Annotated in this window: 25 protein-coding genes; 12 read left to right on the plus strand and 13 right to left on the minus strand. The window is 68.0% G+C overall.

The features are described from left to right. Positions 1-6: 6 nt before the first annotated feature. Together AC5Y5E_RS18940 and AC5Y5E_RS18945 are read right to left on the minus strand one after the other, a co-directional pair. The gene (locus AC5Y5E_RS18940; RefSeq protein WP_499904222.1) at positions 7-1,599 is read right to left on the minus strand and encodes a Na+/H+ antiporter; all 1,593 of its coding nucleotides are present in this window, start codon (positions 1,597-1,599) and stop codon (positions 7-9) included. Between the two features lie 116 nt (positions 1,600-1,715). After that, on the minus strand, positions 1,716-2,768 hold the full coding sequence (locus tag AC5Y5E_RS18945) for a DUF5685 family protein (RefSeq protein WP_499904223.1): 1,053 nt from the start codon (positions 2,766-2,768) through the stop codon (positions 1,716-1,718). 84 nt (positions 2,769-2,852) lie between these two features. Here AC5Y5E_RS18945 and AC5Y5E_RS18950 point away from each other — a divergent pair, with 84 nt between their 5' ends. From AC5Y5E_RS18950 to AC5Y5E_RS18970, 5 genes are all read left to right on the plus strand, one after another. Further along, positions 2,853-3,761 (plus strand): RNA polymerase sigma-70 factor, encoded by a 909-nt coding sequence (locus tag AC5Y5E_RS18950; RefSeq protein ID WP_499904224.1) that lies wholly within the window; start codon positions 2,853-2,855, stop codon positions 3,759-3,761. Positions 3,762-3,765: 4 nt separating this feature from the next. Further along, positions 3,766-4,575: an SDR family oxidoreductase gene (locus AC5Y5E_RS18955; RefSeq protein ID WP_499904225.1), complete on the plus strand. Its 810-nt coding sequence runs from the start codon at positions 3,766-3,768 to the stop codon at positions 4,573-4,575. A gap of 65 nt (positions 4,576-4,640) precedes the next feature. After that, positions 4,641-5,075 carry a protease inhibitor I42 family protein gene (locus tag AC5Y5E_RS18960; RefSeq protein WP_499904281.1) on the plus strand — a complete coding sequence of 145 codons (435 nt, stop codon included), beginning with the start codon at positions 4,641-4,643 and terminating at the stop codon, positions 5,073-5,075. A 43-nt stretch (positions 5,076-5,118) separates the two neighbouring features. Further along, positions 5,119-5,598: a hypothetical protein gene (locus tag AC5Y5E_RS18965; RefSeq protein WP_499904226.1), complete on the plus strand. Its 480-nt coding sequence runs from the start codon at positions 5,119-5,121 to the stop codon at positions 5,596-5,598. Between the two features lie 49 nt (positions 5,599-5,647). After that, positions 5,648-6,466, plus strand: a complete 819-nt coding sequence (locus AC5Y5E_RS18970) for a lysophospholipid acyltransferase family protein (protein ID WP_499904227.1) — start codon at positions 5,648-5,650, stop codon at positions 6,464-6,466. On the opposite strand, the gene AC5Y5E_RS18975 is transcribed toward AC5Y5E_RS18970, so the two are convergent. Both AC5Y5E_RS18975 and AC5Y5E_RS18980 read right to left on the minus strand, forming a co-directional pair. Next, complete coding sequence (locus AC5Y5E_RS18975; protein WP_499904228.1) at positions 6,463-7,227, minus strand: SDR family NAD(P)-dependent oxidoreductase; 765 nt, start codon at positions 7,225-7,227, stop codon at positions 6,463-6,465. The genes AC5Y5E_RS18970 and AC5Y5E_RS18975 overlap by 4 nt on opposite strands. Before the next feature lie 2 nt (positions 7,228-7,229). Next, positions 7,230-7,640 (minus strand): DUF1707 domain-containing protein, encoded by a 411-nt coding sequence (locus tag AC5Y5E_RS18980; protein ID WP_499904229.1) that lies wholly within the window; start codon positions 7,638-7,640, stop codon positions 7,230-7,232. Positions 7,641-7,704: 64 nt separating this feature from the next. On the opposite strand from AC5Y5E_RS18980, the gene AC5Y5E_RS18985 reads away from it, so the two are divergent. Further along, positions 7,705-8,292, plus strand: a complete 588-nt coding sequence (locus AC5Y5E_RS18985) for a TetR/AcrR family transcriptional regulator (RefSeq protein ID WP_499904230.1) — start codon at positions 7,705-7,707, stop codon at positions 8,290-8,292. Here the strand turns inward: AC5Y5E_RS18985 and AC5Y5E_RS18990 are convergent. Beyond that, the gene (locus tag AC5Y5E_RS18990; protein WP_499904231.1) at positions 8,238-9,533 is read right to left on the minus strand and encodes an alpha/beta hydrolase fold domain-containing protein; all 1,296 of its coding nucleotides are present in this window, start codon (positions 9,531-9,533) and stop codon (positions 8,238-8,240) included. The genes AC5Y5E_RS18985 and AC5Y5E_RS18990 overlap by 55 nt on opposite strands. A gap of 34 nt (positions 9,534-9,567) precedes the next feature. On the opposite strand from AC5Y5E_RS18990, the gene AC5Y5E_RS18995 reads away from it, so the two are divergent. From AC5Y5E_RS18995 to AC5Y5E_RS19005, 3 genes are all read left to right on the plus strand, one after another. Then, a complete protein-coding gene (locus AC5Y5E_RS18995; protein WP_499904232.1) occupies positions 9,568-10,212 on the plus strand; it encodes a TIGR03085 family metal-binding protein in 645 nt (214 codons plus the stop codon). Positions 10,213-10,413: 201 nt separating this feature from the next. Beyond that, positions 10,414-10,641: a FitA-like ribbon-helix-helix domain-containing protein gene (locus tag AC5Y5E_RS19000; RefSeq protein WP_499904233.1), complete on the plus strand. Its 228-nt coding sequence runs from the start codon at positions 10,414-10,416 to the stop codon at positions 10,639-10,641. A gap of 167 nt (positions 10,642-10,808) precedes the next feature. Further along, positions 10,809-12,281, plus strand: a complete 1,473-nt coding sequence (locus AC5Y5E_RS19005) for a serine/threonine-protein kinase (protein WP_499904234.1) — start codon at positions 10,809-10,811, stop codon at positions 12,279-12,281. Here the strand turns inward: AC5Y5E_RS19005 and AC5Y5E_RS19010 are convergent. From AC5Y5E_RS19010 to AC5Y5E_RS19035, 6 genes are all read right to left on the minus strand, one after another. Then, entirely contained in the window at positions 12,278-13,657 is a 1,380-nt protein-coding gene (locus AC5Y5E_RS19010; protein WP_499904235.1) for an FAD-binding oxidoreductase, read from the minus strand. The genes AC5Y5E_RS19005 and AC5Y5E_RS19010 overlap by 4 nt on opposite strands. Before the next feature lie 21 nt (positions 13,658-13,678). Continuing rightward, positions 13,679-13,882, minus strand: coding sequence for a hypothetical protein (locus AC5Y5E_RS19015; protein WP_499904236.1), 204 nt, complete (start codon positions 13,880-13,882; stop codon positions 13,679-13,681). Next, positions 13,869-14,105: a DUF6400 family protein gene (locus tag AC5Y5E_RS19020; protein ID WP_499904237.1), complete on the minus strand. Its 237-nt coding sequence runs from the start codon at positions 14,103-14,105 to the stop codon at positions 13,869-13,871. The genes AC5Y5E_RS19015 and AC5Y5E_RS19020 overlap by 14 nt, the downstream gene beginning before the upstream one ends. Positions 14,106-14,403: 298 nt before the next feature. Continuing rightward, entirely contained in the window at positions 14,404-15,258 is an 855-nt protein-coding gene (locus AC5Y5E_RS19025) for a phytanoyl-CoA dioxygenase family protein (RefSeq protein WP_499904238.1), read from the minus strand. Positions 15,259-15,279: 21 nt separating this feature from the next. Beyond that, positions 15,280-15,792, minus strand: a complete 513-nt coding sequence (locus AC5Y5E_RS19030; protein WP_499904239.1) for a GNAT family N-acetyltransferase — start codon at positions 15,790-15,792, stop codon at positions 15,280-15,282. Between the two features lie 3 nt (positions 15,793-15,795). Continuing rightward, positions 15,796-16,065, minus strand: coding sequence for a type II toxin-antitoxin system TacA family antitoxin (locus AC5Y5E_RS19035; RefSeq protein WP_499904240.1), 270 nt, complete (start codon positions 16,063-16,065; stop codon positions 15,796-15,798). Between the two features lie 215 nt (positions 16,066-16,280). Here AC5Y5E_RS19035 and AC5Y5E_RS19040 point away from each other — a divergent pair, with 215 nt between their 5' ends. Together AC5Y5E_RS19040 and AC5Y5E_RS19045 are read left to right on the plus strand one after the other, a co-directional pair. After that, the gene (locus AC5Y5E_RS19040) at positions 16,281-17,687 is read left to right on the plus strand and encodes a CehA/McbA family metallohydrolase (RefSeq protein ID WP_499904241.1); all 1,407 of its coding nucleotides are present in this window, start codon (positions 16,281-16,283) and stop codon (positions 17,685-17,687) included. A 272-nt stretch (positions 17,688-17,959) separates the two neighbouring features. Beyond that, positions 17,960-19,111 (plus strand): serine/threonine-protein kinase, encoded by a 1,152-nt coding sequence (locus AC5Y5E_RS19045; protein ID WP_499904242.1) that lies wholly within the window; start codon positions 17,960-17,962, stop codon positions 19,109-19,111. Positions 19,112-19,133: 22 nt separating this feature from the next. Here the strand turns inward: AC5Y5E_RS19045 and AC5Y5E_RS19050 are convergent, their stop codons facing one another. Together AC5Y5E_RS19050 and AC5Y5E_RS19055 are read right to left on the minus strand one after the other, a co-directional pair. Then, on the minus strand, positions 19,134-19,292 hold the full coding sequence (locus AC5Y5E_RS19050) for a hypothetical protein (RefSeq protein WP_499904243.1): 159 nt from the start codon (positions 19,290-19,292) through the stop codon (positions 19,134-19,136). 35 nt (positions 19,293-19,327) lie between these two features. Then, positions 19,328-20,602, minus strand: coding sequence for a cytochrome P450 (locus AC5Y5E_RS19055; protein ID WP_499904244.1), 1,275 nt, complete (start codon positions 20,600-20,602; stop codon positions 19,328-19,330). A gap of 87 nt (positions 20,603-20,689) precedes the next feature. Here AC5Y5E_RS19055 and AC5Y5E_RS19060 point away from each other — a divergent pair, with 87 nt between their 5' ends. Further along, positions 20,690-21,142 (plus strand): VOC family protein, encoded by a 453-nt coding sequence (locus tag AC5Y5E_RS19060; protein WP_499904245.1) that lies wholly within the window; start codon positions 20,690-20,692, stop codon positions 21,140-21,142. The last annotated feature ends 38 nt before the right edge of the window (positions 21,143-21,180 follow it).

Here is a 21,180-nt window from a genome sequence, read left to right on the forward strand (position 1 = left end):
GGCGCGCTACTCGTCGTCGGCGGCGTCGAGAAGTAGGGCTTCCTCGAGGTCCATCTCGTTCTGCAACTCGCGCAGCACGATGTCGTCGATGAGGTTCTGGTTGCGCATGGCGGTGATTTCGCGCCGTTTGTGTTCGAGCACGCCGAGGCGCACCTGTCGGACCTTCTCCTTGCCCTTGACCAGTTTGTGGTTGGTGGAACCGTCTTCGGTGGCCTTGACCAGTGCGGCCTTTTCTTCGTATTCCTTGCGCAGCCGCCCCAATAGTTCCTCGCTGATGCCGACCTCGTCGGCGACCGTTGGGAGCGCGTCGAGCGCCGCTTGACTGCCCCGACAGCGGGCCATTTCCAATTCCTGGACGTAGGTGCGGTCGTCGGGCATCTTGGCCCAGCGGACCACGGCGGGCAGCGTGCTCCCCTGGACCAAGACGGTGACCAGGATGACGAAGGTCACGATGAAGATCAGCAGGCTGCGGTCGGGGAAGGGCGTGCCGTTCAGTGTGGTGGCCGGGACGGCCAGCGCCGCGGCGAGCGACACGGCCCCGCGGAATCCCGCCCAGGCGATCACGAACCGCTGGCGCCAGGGGGCGCGGCGCTGGCGCTGGACCTCGCGGCGGTCGATGAGGCGAATCAGGCCGGTGGTGATTTCGCCCCACACGATGCGGGAGGCGATCACCACGCCGGTGACGGCCAGGGCGATGTAGGCGGCGTGGCGGAGGCCGCCGTCGACGTGGGAGATGCCGTGCAGCGCGCCCGGGATCTGCACGCCGACGAACACCCACAGCGAGCCGTTGAGCAGGAAGGTCACGATGTCCCAGAACCCGAAGGCCGCCAGGCGGGAACGGGCCCGGATCACCACCGGCCCGGCGTAGGCGAGGACCAGGGCCGACACCATGACCGCGACCACGCCGCTGCAGTCGAATGCCTGGGCCAGCAGGAACGCCGCGAACGGAGTCAGCAGGCTCATGGCCCCTTCCTCTTGCGGCGCGTCGATTCGCTTGCGCGCCAGCACCACTAACCCACCCACCAAGAGCCCGGCGGCGATGCCGCCAAGGTACGAAAGGACGAACCGGCTGCTCACTTCGAACGGCGTGATGGCGGACCCGCCGACGGCCACGGTGACACTGCCGGCGAACAGCACCAGCGCGGTGCCGTCGTTGATGAGGCTCTCGGCCTTCAGGACGGTCAGCTGCCGGCGGGGCAGCTTTTTCGCGAGGCCGGCCACGGCGGCGGCGTCGGTGGGGGACAGCACGGCGCCCAGGACGCCCGCCGCGTGGGGGTCCATGCCCAGCGATCGCGCGGTCCACGACACCGCCGCCGCGGTGGCGATCACCAGCGCGATGCTGAGCAAGACGATGACGCGCGCGTTTGCGCGGATCTCACGGAAGCTGGTGTTCATGCCCTCCCAGTAGAGGATCGCGGGCAGGAACAGCAGCAGCACGACCTCGCCGTCGACGTGCACGTGACCGAAGCTGGGGATGAGGCCCAGCAGGGCGCCGAGCGAGATGAGCAGCACCGGGGGGCCCACGCGGTAGCGCCGGCCGATGACCGTCCCCACGATGACGGTGGAGACGAGCGCGACGATCAGGACGAGGCCAAACACCTGCCCAATCCTGCCGGACGGGTACGACTTGCGCCGGTTGGGGTTTGGGTCACACCCGTCCCACGGCCACCTTCAGGGTGCGGGTGGTCACTGCCGCGTCGCGGAGTCGGGCCCACCTAACAATCGCAGCAGCAGTCGTCGCAGCAGCAGTCGCAGCCCTCGCAGCAGCACCAGCAGCCCGAGCCGTCGCCGCCCTTCTTGCGTTTCCCGGGATTTGGGGTTTCGCCCTCGTCCGCGGGTCCACCCGGGCCGGGCTGGTTGCCGAAGTTGATGGGTTCCTGCTGGCCGCGCGGCGTTCCGCTTTGCGCGGTGTAGCCGGCGTGGCTGAAGGTGCGTTTGATCGCGCGGCGCACCTCGCCGGTCAGCAACCGCTGGGCCAGGCGCCCGTCGGTGAATTCGACGTCGGCCAGCGCGAGTTCGATGCCCAGGGTCGCGTCGTCGCACAGTGCGCGGGCCTCTTCGATGGGAGTTGCGGTGGCCGCCAACGGGTTCCACTTGCCGCGCGCCACGTCGTCGCGATAGTCCTCGACGGCGTCGAGCAGGTGCGCCACCCGGCCGAACAGCTGCCCGATCTCGCGCAGCGGGGCCGCGTTGGCGGGGCGGCCGGCCAGCACGGCGGTGTGCGCGAAGGCTTCGGCGACCGCGGTCTCGGTGGGCTCGGTCACTGCCAGCAGCGGGCTGCCCGGGCCGGCGGACGCTTCGAGCGCGGCCTGGCGGTCGATCGCCGCGACGAGCACGCCGGTGTCGAAGCCCAGGGTGTGGCCGGCGTCGGTGCCCTGGCGCACCCAGCGCTCGGCGATGCGCCGCGCCGCCGGGCGAACCCCGGCCGCGCCGACCATGCCGTCGCCGTCGTCGACGTGGTCGCGGACCTTCGCGGCGGCCAGCGCCAGCGAGACCACCGCGGCCAGCCGCACGCAGTCGCCGGTGGCGACGTCGGCGCGCTTCATCCCGCGCAGCGGGCACCGCCCGGCCTTGCGGCGCGTCGGCTCGGCGGCCGACTGCGCCTCGACCAGCAAGGAGACCACCAACCCGTCGTAGTTGGTGGCGATCCGCGCGACCTGGCCGTAGTCGTCGCGCAGCGCCAGACACAATCCACACAACTGGGCTCGCCAGGCGTCCGCGAGCTCGCCGCCGAGCCGGTGACGGCAGGGCCGGATGATGCCAAACATGCACAGAAGCTACCCGAGGTTCAGCAAACGTGCGCCGCAAAACGCCGTGCCCGCGGTCTCACCGCCGCGTGGCAGTCTGGCAGGGTGACCGACGTCGCGCAGGACTTCGAGTCCCAGCGGCCGCGCCTGTTCTGGCTGGCGTACCGGCTGCTGGGTTCGGCGAGCGAGGCGGAGGACGCGGTGCAGGACGCCTACCTGCGACTGCACGGCGCCGATTCGGAGGCAATCGAATCGCTGCCGGCCTGGCTCACCACGGTGACCACGAACCTCTGTCTCAACCGGCTGACCTCAGCCCGCGCCCGCCGCGAGGTCTATCCCGGCCCGTGGCTGCCCGAGCCCGTGCTCACCGACGACCGGACGCTCGGCCCGCTCGAGACCACCGAACAGCGCGAGTCGGTATCGATCGCGCTGCTGAGCCTGATGGAGCGGCTCGGCCCGACCGAGCGCGCGGCGTTCGTGCTGCGAGAAGCGTTCGGCTACAGCCATTTCGAGATCGCCGAGATCCTGCAGACGTCGGAGGCGAACGCCCGCCAGCTGTACCGGCGGGCGAAGGAGCGGCTGGGCGAATCGCGGCGGCGGTTCCAACCGGACCGGGGGCAGTGGCGGCGCCTCGTCGACCGGTTCTTCACCGCCGCCCGTGCCGGCGACGTGGACGGTCTGGTGGAGATCCTGACCGACGACGTGACGTCGACGGCCGACGGCGGCGGCAAGGTCGGGGCGGCCCGGCGCGTGATCGCGGGCCGCGACCGGATGGCCTACTACGTGGCGCGTGTGTTCAGCCGGAACTTGGGGCCGACGGCGATGCGCCTCGAGGTCGCGGAGGTCAACGGGGAGCCCGCGATGCTGGCGTTCGACGGCGACAGCCTGGCCGGGGTCCTGTGCTTCGAGATCGCGGGGCAGCGGATTGCGGCCCTGCGGGTGATGGCCAACCCCGACAAATTGCGATTCCTCGCCGAGCAGTTGTCACATCCGGCGGGTCTGCCCGGTTCATAGGGGTATGGCGAATCGAATTTTGGTAACCGGCGGCACCGGGACCGTGGGGCGCGTCGTCGTCGATCGTCTGACCGCCGCGGGCAAAGAGGTCCGCGTGGTCAGCCGCGGGCGACGACGGCACCAGCGCGCCGACGTCGAGCACGTCGTCGGGGATGTGCAATCCGGCGTGGGGCTCGACGCGGCGGTGGACGGCGTCGACGCGATCGTGCACTGCGTCTATCCCGCCGAGCAGCTGGTGGCGGCGGCCAAACGGGCGGCTACGCCGCATCTGGTTTACGTCTCCATCGTCGGAATCGACCGCGTCCCGTTCGCGCTCTATCGCACGATGCTGGCCAACGAGCGCATCATCGCCGAGTCGGGCGTGCCGTGGACGGTGCTGCGGGCCACCCAATTTCACGACCTGATCGCTTTCGTTTTGCGGATGCTGGCGAAACCGCCGGTGATGGCGCTGCCGTCGGGGCTGAGGTTCCAGCCGGTCGACGTGCGCGACGTGGGCGCCCGGTTGGCCGACCTGGCGCTCGGCGAGCCAATCGGGCGGGCGCCGGACCTCGGCGGCCCGCAGCCGCGCACGCTCGACGACCTCGCCCGCAGCTACCTGAGGATCGCCGGCAAGCGCCGCCCTATCGTTCCGGTTCGGTTGCCCGGCAAGGTGTTTGGCGGGATTCGGGGCGGAGGGCTGCTGGCCCCGGAGCACGCCGACGGCACGATCACCTTCGAGCAGTACCTTCGTGAACAAATCGCCGCCGGCGAAAGGCCCTATCGCGACGCCATCCGCGCGTACTTGCCGCGCCTCTGGCCAACGTTCGTCCAATAGCGTTCGCTCGCCTCGGGCCGGCCTGCCGACATAGGCTGCGGGTCATAATGGGGGCGATGACCGTCGTGAAGATCAGGCTCTTGGTGACCATCGCGATACTCGTTTCATCGACGTTGATGGGCTGCCATTTCGCGTCCCGCAACCCGCCGACCAGCCACACCCTCGAGGTCGCGATGCGCGACGTACTGAGGCAGAACGCCATAGCGCAGGACGTCACGCTGGGGGTCGGCAACACGCTGACCGTGCGGTTGGGCTCGAACTACACCACCCCCTACCGCTGGGCGATCGACACCAAGATCGGCGATCCGACGATCGTGAAGCAAACCGGTCACGAGTACGTGCAACCGACCTCCGACGCGCTGGGGGCGCCGGGCACGGAGGTGTGGACGTTCACGGCGCTGAAGCCCGGGAAGACGACGATCTCCACCGCGTACTCGAGCATCGTCGGCAAGGACTCGAAAACGGCGTGCACGTACACGGCCAACGTGACGGTCCAGTAAACGTCTCTGGCAAACGAGAGCGCGTCCCGCTACGGTCTTGACTGTGATTGGCTTTCTTCGCAATTGGTCCGAGATCGGGAAGCTGCCCGCGCCGCTGCGCGAAGAACTCGACGCCGAGGGTGTCATCTTCAGCGCCGGCAAGGTCGGCGTGAGCCGACACTTCAGCGGCCACGTGCCGGGCGTCTACTCGGCCACCGGCGTGGCCCGCTACACCGGCGGGATCGGCTTCAGCATCGCGCGGGTGGTCGCCACGTTCCCGGTTCGCGCGGACCCCAACCTGCGTTCTATCGATTGCTCATGGGACAGCGACAAGGGGCCGGCGCGGGCGATCATCACCGAGAAAGGCCTGCGGATCGAAATCGACTTACACGGGGTCGATCCCGCCTTTTCCGGGTCGATGAAGCTGAATTATCGGAAAAAGATTCCCGCCGATGTGCTGGAAAAGCTGCCAACGACGACGCTGCGTTTTCGGGTCGACCCGGTATTCGTGTATCGCGCCGCGGGGGTGCGTCCCAAGCCTTAGTTGACCAAATGCCCTATTCGCCGACTTGCGGTCGGCTGAAGATCGGGGTATGAGCGTCAGCCATGCCGATTCGACCGACATCGACAAATGGGATCGCGGCCTGACCGAGCACGTCGTCGCGCTGACCCGGCCGATCGTCAAGCACTATTTCCGGTCCGAGGTGCGCGGCCTGGACAATATCCCGGCCGGCGCGTCGCTGGTGGTGTCGAACCATTCCGGCGGCCTGACCTCGTTTGACCTGTCGGTGTTCGCCGTCGACTACTACGACAAATACGGCTACGAGCGCCCGCTGTATGCGCTGGGGTTCGACACGCTGTTCGGCGGGGTGGCCGCCGAATTCCTCAACCGCACCGGGGTGATTCGCGCGACGCGCGAAAACGCCGCCAAGGCATTGGCGTCCGGCGCTGTCGTATTGGTCTTCCCGGGCGGCGACTTCGACGTGTACCGGCCGAGCATGCGCGAGAACGTCATCAACTTCGGCGGCCGGACCGGCTACATCACCACGGCCATGGACGCCGGCGTGCCGATCGTCCCGGCGGTATCGATCGGCGGGCAGGAAGGCCAGCTGTACCTGAGCCGCGGCACCTGGCTTTCGCGACTGCTGAGGCTCACCAAGTTCGAACGCAAGCACTTCCGAACCGACATCCTGCCAATAACTTTCGGCTGGCCGTTCGGGCTGAGCGTCCTTGCCCCGGTCAACGTGCCGCTGCCCACCAAGATCGTCACCGAGGTGCTGAAGCCGATCGACGTCGCCACCGAATTCGGCGGGGCCGCCGACGTCGAGCACCTCGACGCGCTGGTGCGCGGCATGATGCAGAAGGGCCTCGACGCGCTGGCGGCCAAGCGCCGCTTCCCGATATTCGGCTAAGCCTTCGCCGGCTGCAGCATTCGGCCGGCGACGCGCGCCGAGATCGAGCTCGGTCCCAGGCGCGCGAAGGTGGACGTGAACCGATTGCGCCACCCGGGCACCACGACGGCGCGCCCCTTGCCCAGGGCTTTCAGTCCGGCGGCGACGACGGGTTCGGGCGCCGCGAGGCGCCGATAGACCGCGGTGTGCGAGACGTCCCCGCCGAGCGCATCGACGAACCCGGTGCGGGTGGCGCCGGGGCAGAGCGCGGTCACGGTGACACCGGTTTTTCGCGTCTCGGCCCACAGGGCCTGGCTGAGCGACAGCACGAACGCCTTCGAGGCGCCGTAGGTGGCCTGATATGGGCCGGGCTGAAAGGCGATGGTGGAGGCCACATTCAGGATGCCGCCGCGCCCGCGGGCCAGCATGCCCGGCAGCACGGCGTGGGTCAGCCGCACCAGCGCGTCGACGTTGACGGCGACCAGCTCGTGCTCGCGGTGCGCGTCGACCTCCGCGAACGGTCCGTAGGTGCCGAATCCGGCGTTGTTGACCAGGATGTCGACGTCTTTGCCGGCCAGGCGGGCGATCAGGTCGTCGGTGCCTTCGTCGGTCCCGAGGTCGCCGACGACGAGTTCGGCGTCCCCATTGATGCGTTGGGCCACCGCCTCGAGGCGGTTTTCGTCGCGGCCGGCGAGCACGAGGCTGTGGCCGCGTCGGGCGAGTTGGTCGGCGAAGATGGCGCCCAGCCCGGAGCTGGCGCCGGTGATGACGGCGATAGACATTGCTAGACACCTTTTTTCGTGATCGGGCGGACGGCCAGGGCGTGGCTGAGGAAGCCGATCGCCGTCCCGAGGATCGGCCAGATCGGCCAGAAGTATGTCACGCCGGTCGCCGCCCAGATGGTGAGAACGACGGTAGTCATCGCGACGAACGCGGCGAGGTGGATGCGCACGCTTGCGCGGGCCTTTCGCGCGGCGGCGGCGCGGCGCCGCGGGTCGGCGCGCCGGATGCGATGCAGCGGCAGGTCGGCGACGAGCTGCCTGAGCTCCGCGGCGCTCTGGGTTTGGAACGCGGCCTGCAGCCGCCGGTCGTACTCGTCGAGCTCAAGGTAGCCCTGCGCGAGCGCCTGGCCCAGGTTCGTGGCGGTCCTTTGCCGGTCGATGTCGCCGGCGCGAGCGATGGTGGTGGTTGTCATGGGTCCGGTCCTTCGTGGAGATGTGAATAGCATTAACATACTACGGAATGTTAATGTCGTCAACATGGCACGTTCGAGCACTTCCGCACGGCGCGACAGCTACCACCACGGCGATCTCAAAAGGGCGCTGACCAGCGCCGCGCTGTCCCTGGTGGCCGAGAAGGGGCCGAAGGGCTTCACGCTGACCGAGGCGGCGCGGCGCGCCGGCGTCAGCGCCGCGGCCCCGTACCGGCACTTCACCGACAAGGCCGCGCTGCTGGCCACCGTCGCCGAGCAGGGCTTCCGCGAGTTGCATGCCGAACTGGTCGCGGTGCCCGACATGGACCCGAAGGCCCGGGTGGTCGAACTCGGCCGGACCTACGTGCGCTGGGCCGTCGCCCATCCGGACCACTACCGGGTGATGTTCGGCGCCGACATCGGCAAGGCTGACCACCCAGGTTTGGCGGTCGCCGGCGAGCAGGCATTCGGTGACCTGGTGGACGCGCTCACGGGGGTTGTCGACGGGGCCGATGCGCGTTCGGTTGCCGCGCCGCTGTGGTCACTGGTGCACGGCGTCGCGTCGCTCGCGATCGGCGGCGAGCTGAGCGCGGTGGGGATTCAGGAAGATCCGGCGGCCATGGTGGCGGGAGTGGTGGCCCGGGTGCTCACGTAGACCTCGGCCAGGAACTGCTCGACGGCGACGGCCGCGTGCACCGCGCGGGCCGAGCCGAAGATGTCGAAAGCGTGCTGGGTGTAAGGCAATTCGGCGTAGACGACGGGTTGGTTGCTGACTTCGCGCAGCTTGCCGGTGAAGTCGCGGGCCTGCTCGACGAAGGCCAGCGAGTCGTTGGTGCCGTGCAGCACGAAAAACGGGGGCGCGTCGGGGTTTACGTGATGGATCGGCGACGCGGCCTTGAAGGTCTCGAGGTGTGTCGACGGCTTTTGCTTGATGATCGATTTGACGAGCAGCCCGGGCATCATCGCGTGCATGGAGTCGTCGAGGCGGGTGAAGTCATAGATCCCGTAGAAGGGCACGGCCGCCTGCACGCGGGTGTCGGCGTCCTCGAATCCCGGTTGGAATTGCGGGTCGTTGGGCGTCAGCGCCGCCAGCGACGACAGGTGGCCGCCCGCCGAACCGCCCGTGATGGCAATGAAGTCGGGGTCGCCGCCGTAGTCGGCGATGTGCTGTTTGACCCACGCGAGGGCGCGTTTGACGTCGACGATGTGGGCGGGCCAGGTGTTGCGCGGGCTGTGCCGGTAGTTGATCGCCACGCAGATCCAGCCGAGCTCGGCGAGGTGGCTCATGAGCGGATGTGCTTGCCCGCGTTTGTTTCCCGTCGTCCAGGCGCCGCCGGGGATCTGAAAGAGGACCGGCGCCTTGCCATTCGGGTCGAGGTCGGGGCGTCGCCAGATGTCCAGGTGGTTGGCGCTGCCGAATTCGCCGTAGCTGATGTTGGAGTCGTGGGCGTAGTCGCGGTAGATCCGCATCATGCGCAGCAGCCCGGGCGCCTTGGCGATGCCGGGGCCTTTGGGCCGGCGCCACAGGTCGCGCGAGTCGGTGCGCCTGGACGGGCCCAGGCCGTCGTCGAGTGCCTTGGACAGCGGGACGTTGGCCTGGTGGCCGGCGCGGCTGAAGTTCAGCAGGCCGGCGGCTGAGACGGCGGCGGTGATCCAGGCGAGGATCCGCACCGGGCGGTTGAGCCGGCGCTGTGTCAACGCCAGTCCGCCGAGCTGGCTGGCCATTGTCTGCAGCGGCAACTCGGTGACGACCAGGCCGAACAACCACGAGAACAGCGACAGGTAGCCCTTGCGTGCCAGCGGGCGGTAGGCGTTGAGGGTGGACGTGGCGGTGATGGCCGTGACCACGAGGGACGCTGCTTGCCGGAGGTTGTGGGCGAGTCGAGCCTTCTGCATTTCGTCACCATAACCGCTCGTAAGCTATGGCTTCGTGGGTGACGTCCCGCTGGATGCGCAAGAGCGTCGTGAGCTGTGCGATCTCTTCGACGAGCTCGGCCCGTCGGTTCCCACCCTGCTCGACGGGTGGACTTGTCACGATCTAGCGGCTCACCTGGTGTTGCGGGAGCGCGATGTCGTCGCCGGCCCGTGCATGGTGTTGCCGGGTCCGTTCGAGCGGTTCGCGGAGCGGCGTCGCGCCGCGTTGGCGGCGCGCTCGGACTTTGCGGGGCTGGTCGCGCGGATCCGATCCGGGCCGCCCATCGGGTTCTTCCGGATTCGGTGGGTGCGCGAGATGGCGAACCTCAACGAATGCTTCGTCCACCAGGAGGACGTGCGGCGGGCCAATGGTTTGGGGGTTCGTCCGTTGACGCCCGCCCTGGATGCCGGGCTGTGGCGAAACGTGCGCCGCGGGGGGCGGTTTCTGAGCCGGCGGCTTCGGGGGTCCGGGCTTGAGGTGGAGTGGGCCGGGGGCGGTGAGCGGGTGACGGTGCGGCCCGGCTCGCCTTCGGCTTTGCTCAGCGGGGCGCCAGGGGAGTTGCTGTTGTATTTGTTTGGTCGGCAGGGCGCGGCGCAGGTCGAGGTGAGCGGGCCGTCCGAGGCCGTTGCGGCGGTGCGTCGCACGCACTTCGGGATGTGAGTGGCGCGCTGAGTCACATCAGCCACATGCGTCTCTGGAAATGGGCGGCACCCTTTTTGTCCACCTCATAGCGACAATCTCCGGCGGCGCCGACAGTTGTCGCTATGAGGTGGACACATTGGCATATCCCTGACTTCTTGTGACCCATGGGATTTGGAATCAGATCCGCTCTTTCGCTGGTTGGCGCACCATAATGGCGCCATGCCCAGCGTGCAGATTAAAGACGTTCCGGAGGACACCCACCGAGTTCTGCGTGAGCGGGCCGCCCGCGCGCACCAGTCACTGCAGGAATACCTTCGAAGCCGTCTGATCGCAGAGGCGGGCCAGCCCACGCTGGATGAAGTTTTGGATCGTGTCGCCGGTTACCGTGGCGGCCGGGTTTCCTTCAAGGGCGCTGTTGAGCACATTCGGGCGGAACGTGGGCTGTAACGCTCGGCGGTGCCAGCGAGACCTTTGTCGCCCCGGAGTTCGTCGACCTCGAGGTGGGCTCGGTGTGGCGTCGGCATATCGAGATCGTCTGCTGACGGGGTTATCTCCGCCCGCGATTCGGGAACCCTGGGGCACACCAGCCGTCGTACGCAGCGAAAGGATGTCAGTTGTTCACGCCTTATCGCCGCACGCGGGTCGGCACCCGGTTCGGGCCCTATGAGCTGCGATCGCTGATCGGCGCGGGCGGAATGGGCGAGGTGTACCGGGCCTACGACACGAGCAAGGGTCGGATGGTCGCGCTCAAGCTTTTGCGCCCCGAGATGGCGGCGGACCCGGGTTTCCAGCAGCGCTTTCGGCGAGAGTCCCAGCTGGCGGCGCGGTTGCAGGAACCGCACGTCATCCCGGTTCATGACTTCGGCGAAATCGACGGGGTGCTCTTCATCGACATGCGCCTGGTCGACGGGGGCAGCTTGAAGGACCTGCTGCGCGAACGGGGGGCGCTCGATCCCGGGCAGGCGGCGGCGATCACCGCGCAGGTGGCGTCGGCGCTGGACGCGGCCCACGCCGAGGGTCTGGTGCATCGCGACGTGAAGCCGGAGAACGTGCTGCTCACCCGCGACAACTTCGCGTACCTGGTCGACTTCGGCGTGGCGCAGTCGCACGGCGATCCCAGCCTGACGGCGGGCGGACCGTTGATCGGGTCGTGCGCGTACATGGCGCCCGAGCGATTCTCCGGCGGCCCGGTGGGTCCGCAGGCCGACGTCTACTCGCTGGCGTGCGTGCTTTACGAGTGCCTCACGGGTCAAGCGCCGTTCGAGGGCGCGGAGATCCCGCAGCTGATCGCCGCGCACCTGCAGATGCCGCCGCCCCGGCCGAGCATCATGCGCCGGGGGATCGACAAGGCGCTCGACGACGTCATCGCCCGCGGGATGGCCAAGGATCCCGCCGCCCGGTTCTCCTCGGCGGGGGAACTGGCCAGGGCGGCGTTCGGGCTGACGCCGGCAACCCCACAGCCGGCACCGCCCCCGCCCGAGCTGCCTCCAAGCGCGCCGTCGCGCACCCAGGCGTTCTCGACGGTCTACCCCAACCCGGACGACACCGGTTACAGCCCGTATCCGCCGCCGGCGCCGGAGCCGCAGCGGCCGGGCAGCCGCGCGCCCGTCCTCGTGGCCGGGGCGGCGGTGGCCCTGCTGGTTGTCGCAGCGGTCATCGCGGTGACGCTCGTTCTCTTCGGCGGCACGCGAAACAGTGCGTCGCCTCAACCGGCGGCGCCCCCGACCTCGTCGACGACGAAGACGCCGTCGCTGTCACAGCCGGTGCAGGGCGCCGACGGGCTCGGCTTCGTCGGTGAGACGGCGCGGTGCGACCCAGGCAGTCCGCCGGCCCTGGTGGTGCGGACTGCCCAGTCGCTCGCGGTGGTGTGCCAAACTGCGCCCGGCAATTTCTACTACCGGGGCGAGCGCATCCGCGACGGCGCCCACATCGAGCTGACCGACGCGGTGCGGTCTTCCGACGGGTTCGACGTCACCAATCCGGAAAACGGGGTGCGCTACGAGGTGCGCCCGGAACGGCTTCGGATCATCAGCAACGGCCATGTCGACTCGTCGGAGCCGGTGCTGCAATACGCAAGCGCCACTTAGGGTTCGCCGAACAGCACGTCCGGGTTGAGGATGCCCGCCGGGTCGAAGCTGTGCTTGATGCGGCGCATGAGGTCGACCTTGACCGGGTCTTCGAGCTGCAGAAAGTACGGGGTCTTGGCGCGGCCCAGGCCGTGTTCCCCGGAGATCGCGCCGCCCAATTCCATTGCCAGCGCCAGGATTTCGGTCATCAGCTGCTTCTTTTTCGCACGGTCTTTGCAGATGATGGCCAGGTGCACGTTGCCGTCGCCGGCGTGTCCGCAGCCGGCCGCCGCGCCGCCCGCCGTCGCCGCGAGCTCGCGCGCGGCCGCGAGGAATTTCGGCATCGCCGAGCGCGGCACCACGGTGTCGATGATGTCGTCGGCGCCGATCGCCTTGGCCGTCCAGAAGGCCTTTTCGCGCGCCTCGATCAGCTTGCGCGCCGAAATCCCTTCCAGCACATAGGCGTCGACGGCGCCCAGTTCCACCACCAGCTCGCCGGCCCGCTCGACGTCCTCGTCGAGTCGTTCCGCGGTGCGGTTCTCAAGCGCCACAACGAGATACGCCTGGCAGCTGTCGCGCACGTTGTCCGGGACACCGAGCTCCAGGTTCTGGGTGTGGACAAGCGCGGCCATCGTCATGTTGTCGATGTATTCGAGGATGTAGGGCGCCAGGCCGCTGGCCAGGACCTTAGGCACCGCCTCCATGACCTGGTCGAAGTCGGCGAACGGGGCGAGGACCGTGGCGGCGTGGTCGAGGCGCGGGTGCAGCTTGACGATCACCTCGGTGGCCAGGGCCAGGGTGCCCTCGGAGCCGACGATGAGCTGGGTCAGGTCGTAGCCGGTGGAGACCTTGGCGATCTTGCCGCCGGTGCGGATGATCTCGCCGGTGGGCAGCACCGCCTGCAGGCCGAGCACGTTGTGGCGGGCGATCCCGTACTTGACCGCGCGCATCCCGCCGGCGTTGGTGCCGACGTTGCCGCCGACGCTGGAGGACAGCTCGCCCGGCTGCACCATGTAGCTCAGCCCGGAGTCGACGGTCGCGGCGTCCAGTTCGGTCAGCGTCACCCCGGGCTGGACGACGGCGACCTGGTTGGTGGTGTCGACCTCGAGGATCGCGTTCATCCGCTCGAAGGAGATCAGCAGGCCGTCCTCGCGCGGGATGGCCGCGCCGGACAGGCCGCTGCCGGAGCCCCGGGCCGTCACCGGGATCTTGTTCTCGCTGGCTGCCTTGAGCAGCTGCGAAACCTCTTCCGCGGTGGCCGGTTTGGCGACATACGCCGGCTTCTGCGGCGCCGACGTCAACACCTCGTCGTGCCAGTAGTCCTCGGGGATCGCGTCGCCCGTCAGCAGGTTGTGCTCGCCCACGATTTCGGAAAACCGCGCCGTGATATCGCTCATCGCGATCACTCTAATAGGCGGTTACCGGGTGTCGGCGCTCCAGAGATGACCGCAGGTCGAGCACTGCAGGTGCACCACCCAGGCCCGGTTGCTCAGCAGGTACTGCCAGTGGTTCGTGCAGTTGCGCGGGCCGCGGCAGTCGTCGCAGTGCCGGCCGTGGTCGCATTGCGGGCAGGGCAGCCAGGCGCGCCGGCCGCGGTCGGCGTGGGGATCAATCGGTAACACGGTTCGCCGCCCGATCCGGGAGCACTCCCGCAGCGACCAGCTCGTCGTAGATCCGCTGCTGGTCGTCGTCGAGCCCGCTGTACAGCAGGTCCCAGGCGCGCTCTTCCGCCGCGAGCACCTCAACGGGATCCCAGTCGCCTCCGATCGCCTTGAGAACCGCGGCGCGCCGGCGCGCTTCGTCGAGCGTCAAGTCATATGCGAAATCGGCTGGATTTTCGGACATGGATCTCCCACGGATTGGAATTGTGATTCCGGCGCTGGCGCCGGCGCACCGGCTCATCAGGGCCGGGAGGTTTCGCAGAGACTAACCGGGCGCGACAGGTCCGGAAACTTGAACGCGGGCCAGATCACACGCGTTCGCGTCGCCTGTGCGGTCGCCGCTGGGCGTTCCCGGTGTCGCTGTGCACAACATCACACTCGCGACAGCTCATGAACGCGACAGTGGCCCGACGGCCGTGCGCGCGGCGACTACCGCATCGAAGAGTGGATCCGCCGTACTCCGACACTGGCGTACTGACGTCTCACGGCTGGTCTAGCAACCGGATGGGGTGCAGGCCGTCGACGGCGCCGACGAACGGCGGGTGGATGCTGTAGCCGATCATGCGTTGCAGGTCTGGCGAGAGCGTTCGCGCCATGTCGCGTGGGATCGACAGGGTGAACGCTTCCATCGGTCGCAGCCACGGTTGGCAGTATTGGGCGGTGATGGCGAGCCGCGCGTGGTCGGTCGTGTTGGCGCCGCCGCCGTGCCACAGGGTTCCCACAAAAAAGACGCAGGAGCCGGCGGGCATGACGACGGGTACCGCGGGATCGTCCGGCCCGGGCGGGCGCCTGCCCCAGCGATGACTGCCGGGCAGCACCACCGTGGCGCCATTGTCGGCGGTGAAGTCGTCGATCGCCCAGATCGTCGCGGCGGCCAAAGGATCCCGCGGCCGCGGGATCGGGTAGAACCCGTCGTCGTGGTGAGGCAGCTGGGGCGACTCGCCCGGCTGAATGTTGATGGCCTGCAACGCCGAAAGCAGGTAGTTGGGCATCAGCAGTCGATCGAGCACGGCCAGCACCCGCGGGTGGTCGACGAGCCGGTCGCACACGCGGGTTCGGCTCAGCACGCTGTAGATGCGCTGGGTGCGGCGTCCTTCGAAGGCGTTGCGCCCGGTGTGTGCGAGCCAGGGGCCGACGGTGTTGCGGATGTGCTGGCATTCGTCGGCGCCGAGCAGGTTCTCCCAGATGACGTAGCCGTCGCGGTCGAGGGCGGCCATGTCGGCGTCGACGATCGCGGGGTCGACGGACGCGCCGCCGCTCGGTGTCCACTTATGCCGGCCCGCCAGATCGCCCTTGAGGTCGTCCAGCGTCGTGACCGGCTCGTCATCGATGCTCATATCCCGACCCTGACCCCAACTTCACTGAGGGTCAAGGTGCCCGAGTGCTTTCGCCGCCGTGGACACTTTCATGACCAAACGACGCTCGCGACTCCTGACCGGAACAAAGTGGTAGTGCTCGTAGAAGGATTGCGCCTCGTCGTCTATCGCGTCAACGACGATGAGCCGGCCGCCGCCGATTTCCGATGCGGCGACGACTTTGCCTAGTGCGTCGAGAAGCAGCTGCTCGCCATAGCCCTGACCTCGAAGCGATGAGTCGATCGCCAGGCGAGCAATCAGATATCCGGGTATGCGGGAATAGCCGCCGGCGATGGATCCGGAGAGGCCGTCGTCGTTGCGAACAACCTCGGTGGGGCAGATGGCGAAATAGGCGCGGACTTTCTGCTCGCCGACCGGGGTCCACACGTAGACGTGTGCAACTCCGCTGCTGTTCGCGCGACGGGCATGCGCGATGAGCCAGTTATTCAGCGATTCCTTACCGCAGTCGAATCCTTCCAACGCGTGGGCATCAGTGAGTCGCGCGGACTCGAACACTGGTCAACGCCTTGTGAAGACCGCCGGTTTGCGTGCGGCTGCCGCCAGCCGCGGGGCGTCGTCAGCGGCTTCGAGCGAGGACATCAGTTTGTCGAACTGTTCGGGCTCCATCCCCGTCACCAACTCCTGACGCAAGACGTCTTCGGCCCGTTGCATCGCGGCTTTCCGCACGAATTCCGACGTCTGCTCATGAACAAGGTTGGCGGCATGCTGGATCCGGTCCAAGGTCGCTTGCTCCGCGCGAAGCTCGATGCGCTTCGTCTTGACTGCCACAGCGCCGCGTCCTCTTCTCTAGGTAAATCATTGCTCGTCATGTGATTGTACGGCGAATGTACGTACATAGCTAGTGACGTGCAGCAAGGCTGGGGCCACCCGAGTAAGTCAGCTTTTAGATGACAGTGGCCCGACGGCACGCGTTCGCGTCGAAGTAACGGGTGGTTACTCCTCGGTGCGGGATGCTGGGCGGGTACCGAAAGGGGAGGACGGCCGTGAGCATCGCGACCGGGCAGCGCGAGGGCCAGGCGATCCAGCTGTCGTTTTCGGGCCGGTTCGGGTTCGGGATCGACCAGTGGGCCTACCTGCCGTTCGAGGTGCCGTTGGGGGTCCAGCGGATTCGGGTGAGCACGTCGCACGATCGCTTCGCGGTGGGCGGGCCGATCCGAAACGTGTTGGATCTGGGCATGTTTGGGCCAGCGGGCCACGAGCTGGGCAATGCGGCCGGATTCCGGGGATGGTCCGGCGGGGCCCGCGACGGCTTCGTGATCTCCGCCAGCCATGCGACGCCGGGCTACCTGGCGGGACGTATCGAGCCGGGCCTGTGGGCGGTTGCGCTGGGTCCGGTGGTCCTGAGCCCGTGGGGGATGGCCTGGGAGGCGCGCGTCACGCTGGAACGCGGGCAGTCCGGCCCGGAAAGCGGTCCGCTGGTCGCGTATCCGGCGCCGTGCGTCGGGCGGGCGGGCTGGTACCGCGGGGACCTGCACCTGCACACCGTGCACTCCGACGGCCAACGCCATCCGGATGAGCTGGTGGCGGCCGCGCGCGAGAGCGGGCTCGACTTCATTGTCTCCACCGACCACAACACCAACTCCGCCAACCGGGTGTGGCAGGCGTGCCGCACCGGCGGGTTGTTGGTGATTCCCGGCGAGGAGGTCACCACCCGGCACGGGCACTGGCTGGCCGTCGGCCTGCCGCCGGGTGGCTGGGTCGACTGGCGATACGCGCCGCGCGACGGGGTGTTCCCGCGGTTCGCGTCCGAAGTGCGTTCGGGCGGCGGGCTCGTGATCGCGGCGCATCCCGCCGCGCCGGTGCCGGGGTCGTTGTGGGAGTTCGGTTTTGAGCACGTCGACGGGCTCGAGGTGTGGAACGGCCGGTGGAACCTCGACGACGAAGTGTCGCTTCGCATTTGGCAGCGCCTGCTGTGCGAGGGCCGGCGCGTCGTGGCGGTCGGCGGCAGTGACTCCCATGCCCACCAGCAGGCGGTCGGTTCGCCGCAGACCGTCGTGTACGCGCGTGAACTGTCGACGCCCGCGCTGCTCGACGGGTTGCGCCGCGGCCGTTCGTACATCGCCCGATCACGCGGTGTCACAGTGGAACTCACCGCATCCTGCCCGGGCCGGGGCGCCGGTCCCGGCGAGACGCTGCCGGTGCCGGCCGAGACGCCTGTCAGCGTCACCGCCATGGTCACCGGCGCAGCCGGAACAACCGCCGCCCTGATCACCGCGGAGGGATGTGTCGGCCGGGAGGCGGTGACCGGGCCGGCGCGGACGATGCTGCGGTGGGAACTCGACGCCGCGTCGGCGCGCTTCGCGCGGCTGGAGATACGTGAGGCGCAGCGGCGCCCGCTCGGCGCGATGGTCGCGCTGACGAATCCCGTGTGGCTCGCCGGCCAGCGATGACGGCCACACCGTCGTTGGTGTGTGCCAATCCGCGCCCCGATGGCGCCAACCCGGCCGACGGCACCCGTTGCGAAGTGCGTCCCGACCGGCTCAGGATCATCTATGGTCATGTCGACTCCTCGGAGCCGGTGCCGCAATATGCCTCGGCTGTTTAGCGCGCGTCGGCAGCGGTTATCCCGATCCCGCAGGGGGGCACCTTTCGGACAGGCGGGATCGACACGGAGCTCGAAGGGACTCAGCCTCACCGCGGCGATGGCACTGACGGAGTGCGGATGGTGCCGGGTGTAGTTGTTGGCGGCGGTCGTTACGAACTGCGCGGTGTTCTGGGCCGCGGTGCGATGGCCGAGGTGCGCGACGGGTGGGACCTGAAGCTGAGCCGACCCGTCGCGATCAAGCTGCTCTTTCCCGGGATCACCGCCCGGCCGGACACCCGCCCACGGTTTGAGGCGGAGGCGCGCGCGGCCGCCCAGCTGACCGGCCGGCACGTGGTCGTGGTCCACGACGTCGGCGAGCACGACGGGTTGCCGTTCATCGTCATGGAGCGCCTGCCGGGTGTGACGCTGGCCGACCACATCGCGCGCGGGCCGCTACCGCCGGCATTCGTACACACCGTCCTCGACGGCGTCCTGGACGCACTCGCCGAGGCGCACAACGTCGGCATCATGCACCGCGACGTCAAGCCGGGGAATATCTTGTTCACCGCCACGGGCGAACCCAAGCTCGCGGATTTCGGCATCGCCAAGACATCCGGCGTCGCCTACACCATGACCGGCGAAATCATCGGCAGCATGGCCTATCTGAGCCCTGATCGACTCGCGTCCCGGCCGGCGACGGTGGCCGACGACTTGTATGCCGTCGGCGTGGTGGGTTATGAGGCGCTGACCGGGCGGCGGCCGTTCCCGCAGGAGGACCTGGGTGCGCTGGCGCATGCGATCCTGCACGAGTCGCCGCCGCCGCTCGCCGCGCTGCGCCCGGATGTGCCGCCGCCCCTCGCCGCGGCGATCGAACGGGCGATGACGCGCGACCCGGCGTGGCGGTTCGGTGAGGCCAATGCGATGCGGGCCGCGTTGGCCGGCGCGGCCCCGCCGCCGGTTCCGGTGCGCCTCAGCACGGGGACCCGTGTGATGGAAGCACCGCTCCCCGTCCTGACGGGCTATACGCCCGCGGGCCTCATGCCCGACCATCGACGGCGCAGGCTGTGGGTGGCAGCGATTATTGCCGCATTCATGCTGGCGCTCCTCCTGGTCATCATCAACCCGCCGTTCTCATCGGGGCCCCCGCCACAGCCGGCCACTACCAGCACACCGTTGCCGCCACCGACGACCGCCACATCCACCGTAAGGTCCAGCATCACCCCGATGCCCCCATGGGCGCCGCCACCGCCGCCGCCGGGCAAGAAACACAAAGGCGGACAAGGCGATTGACCGGTTACGGTGTCGCGCTGAACTAGTTCATCGCTCGCTGCAACGTGGCATCGACGTTTTGCCCGTGTTCATGGGCGATGCAGGCATCGACAAGCATCCACAGTGCTTGGTAGAGCGAAAGGCGCCATGCGTGTTCTCCGGCGGGGCGGTAGGCCTGAAGAAGCAGGGAGATGTCTTGCATTTGGCCTCGTGGCCATCATGACGACCACGTGCAAGTCATTTATCAAGCGCGTGACGCGCCCGTGCTTTCGCTCCAGGGGTGAAGGTGACCGGCAGCTTGCCCAGCCCGGTCATGCTCGGATTGCCCAGGTATTGATGGACGTTTTGGACGTCGACCTGGTAGTCGGGGATGCGGTCGAGCACCGCCTTGACCATCACCTCGGACATCAGGCGCGCCAGGTGCGAGCCGATGCAGCGGTGCGGCCCGAGCCCAAAGGCCAAGTGGCGGTTGGGCGTTCGGTGCAGAATGATCTCGTTGGGGCGGTCGAACTCGTGCTCGTCGTGGTTGGCGGAGAGCCAGCTGATGACGACGCGGTCGTTTTTTCGCAGGTGTTGTCCGTTGAGCTCGACGTCTTTCGTGACGGTGCGGCTCAGGGTTTGGTTGACCGAGAAGTAGCGCAGGAATTCGTCGGTGGCGGTGCGGTACAGCTCGGGGTGGTCGATGAGTTGTTGGCGCAGCTGCGGGTGGGTGCCCAGGTGCAGCAGGGTCAGCGCGGTCTGCGAGGTGGTGGTGTCGACGCCGCCGGCGATGAGGTTCCACAGGATGTTGAGCAGCTGTTCGTCGGTGAGGCGCTGGCCGTCGAATTCGAACTGGATGAGGAAGCTGGTCAGGTCGTCTGTCGGGTTGCCGCGCCGGGTGGCCGCGAACTCGATGACTTCTTGCATCATGGCGGGGACTTGGGAGATGGCGTCGATGTACTCGGGACTGTCCTGGGGGATGGCCATCATGGAGTGGAAGAGGTTGGCGTAGAGGTGCCAGTTGTCGTAGGGCAGGCCCATCAGCTTCATGGTGAGGATGGCCGGGACCGGGCTGGCGTAGTCGAGGACGAGGTCCATCTGTCCGTCGCCGATTTTCTGGTCGAGGAACTCATGGGCCTTTTGTTCCATGAACGGCCGCATCTTCTCGACGGCGCCGGGTGACAAGAAGGGCGCCAGCGCGTGCCGCAGCGCCAGGTGATAGGGACCGTCGATCTCGCCGATGCCCAGGGCCGGGTGGCCTTCGGGCCGAGGGACGCCCATCTCGCCCTGGTAGTCGACGCCGTCGTCGGCGTTGGGCTCGTATTTGTGGGCGAAGGTGTCGCCGTCTCTTGCCGCTTGGCTTACCGCGGCGTAGCTGCTGAGGAACCAGAATCCGTCGTAGTTCGTGTTCCAGGCCACCGGACACTTGTGTCGCAGGTCGGCGTTGATGGCCAGTTCGTTGAGGTTGTATTCGTCGGAGTGATGGTCGAACTCGACGACTGCGTCAGGGCTGACGTCGGGACGGGTTGTCATCGGAAGGTCCTCCACCAGGACGGGAGCTCTGCTTTTTGCACTATCTTTGCATTATTACGCGCTTGGGTTCTCTCAAGAAAGGCCGCGATGAGTAGTCACCGGACGACCTTCAACCATGTCGGATTGTGCGTCTCCGATCGCGAGCGGTCGCGGCGGTTCTACGAGAACGTGCTTGGGTTCGAGTTCTGGTGGGAGCTTGATCCGCCCGATGGCCCCACCGCACAGCTTGTGCAGCTTCCCGAGCCGCTCGGGGTGCACGCGACCTACTTGGTGCGCGACGGCTTCGTGCTCGAACTCATGGACTACTCGAAGCGTCAGGTTCACGTCGGGTCGGAACGCGTCATGGATCAGATTGGCCTGACGCATATCTCGTTCTCTGTGTCCGATCTCCCGGGTGCGTTGGAGAAGGTTACCGAGTTCGGGGGCGCGGTGGTTGAGGGGACAGTGACGGAGGCGATGGCGATGATCCGCGATCCGGATTTGCAGTTGTTGGAGTTGCTTTCGGATGGGTGGTTGGCGGCATTGCCACCTCGGCCTTAGACAGTGTCCCTCACGGCGGTGGGTAGCTAGGCAGTTGG

This window comes from Mycobacterium sp. NGS54 (assembly GCF_059812465.1).

Bases quoted from the DNA above. Each gene is read 5' to 3' on its own strand.
- AC5Y5E_RS18955 (WP_499904225.1), top strand. From the start codon at position 3,766: ATGGCGAATCGAATTTTGGTAACCGGCGGCACCGGGACCGTGGGGCGC.
- AC5Y5E_RS18980 (WP_499904229.1), bottom strand. From the start codon at position 7,640: ATGACAACCACCACCATCGCTCGCGCCGGCGACATCGACCGGCAAAGG.
- AC5Y5E_RS19025 (WP_499904238.1), bottom strand. From the start codon at position 15,258: ATGAGCATCGATGACGAGCCGGTCACGACGCTGGACGACCTCAAGGGC.
- AC5Y5E_RS19020 (WP_499904237.1), bottom strand. From the start codon at position 14,105: ATGTCCGAAAATCCAGCCGATTTCGCATATGACTTGACGCTCGACGAA.
- AC5Y5E_RS19055 (WP_499904244.1), bottom strand. From the start codon at position 20,602: ATGACAACCCGTCCCGACGTCAGCCCTGACGCAGTCGTCGAGTTCGAC.
- AC5Y5E_RS19050 (WP_499904243.1), bottom strand. From the start codon at position 19,292: ATGCAAGACATCTCCCTGCTTCTTCAGGCCTACCGCCCCGCCGGAGAA.
- AC5Y5E_RS19010 (WP_499904235.1), bottom strand. From the start codon at position 13,657: ATGAGCGATATCACGGCGCGGTTTTCCGAAATCGTGGGCGAGCACAAC.
- AC5Y5E_RS19060 (WP_499904245.1), top strand. From the start codon at position 20,690: ATGAGTAGTCACCGGACGACCTTCAACCATGTCGGATTGTGCGTCTCC.
- AC5Y5E_RS18945 (WP_499904223.1), bottom strand. From the start codon at position 2,768: ATGTTTGGCATCATCCGGCCCTGCCGTCACCGGCTCGGCGGCGAGCTC.
- AC5Y5E_RS18990 (WP_499904231.1), bottom strand. From the start codon at position 9,533: ATGCAGAAGGCTCGACTCGCCCACAACCTCCGGCAAGCAGCGTCCCTC.
- AC5Y5E_RS18975 (WP_499904228.1), bottom strand. From the start codon at position 7,227: ATGTCTATCGCCGTCATCACCGGCGCCAGCTCCGGGCTGGGCGCCATC.
- AC5Y5E_RS19045 (WP_499904242.1), top strand. From the start codon at position 17,960: ATGGTGCCGGGTGTAGTTGTTGGCGGCGGTCGTTACGAACTGCGCGGT.
- AC5Y5E_RS19000 (WP_499904233.1), top strand. From the start codon at position 10,414: ATGCCCAGCGTGCAGATTAAAGACGTTCCGGAGGACACCCACCGAGTT.
- AC5Y5E_RS18970 (WP_499904227.1), top strand. From the start codon at position 5,648: ATGAGCGTCAGCCATGCCGATTCGACCGACATCGACAAATGGGATCGC.
- AC5Y5E_RS18985 (WP_499904230.1), top strand. From the start codon at position 7,705: ATGGCACGTTCGAGCACTTCCGCACGGCGCGACAGCTACCACCACGGC.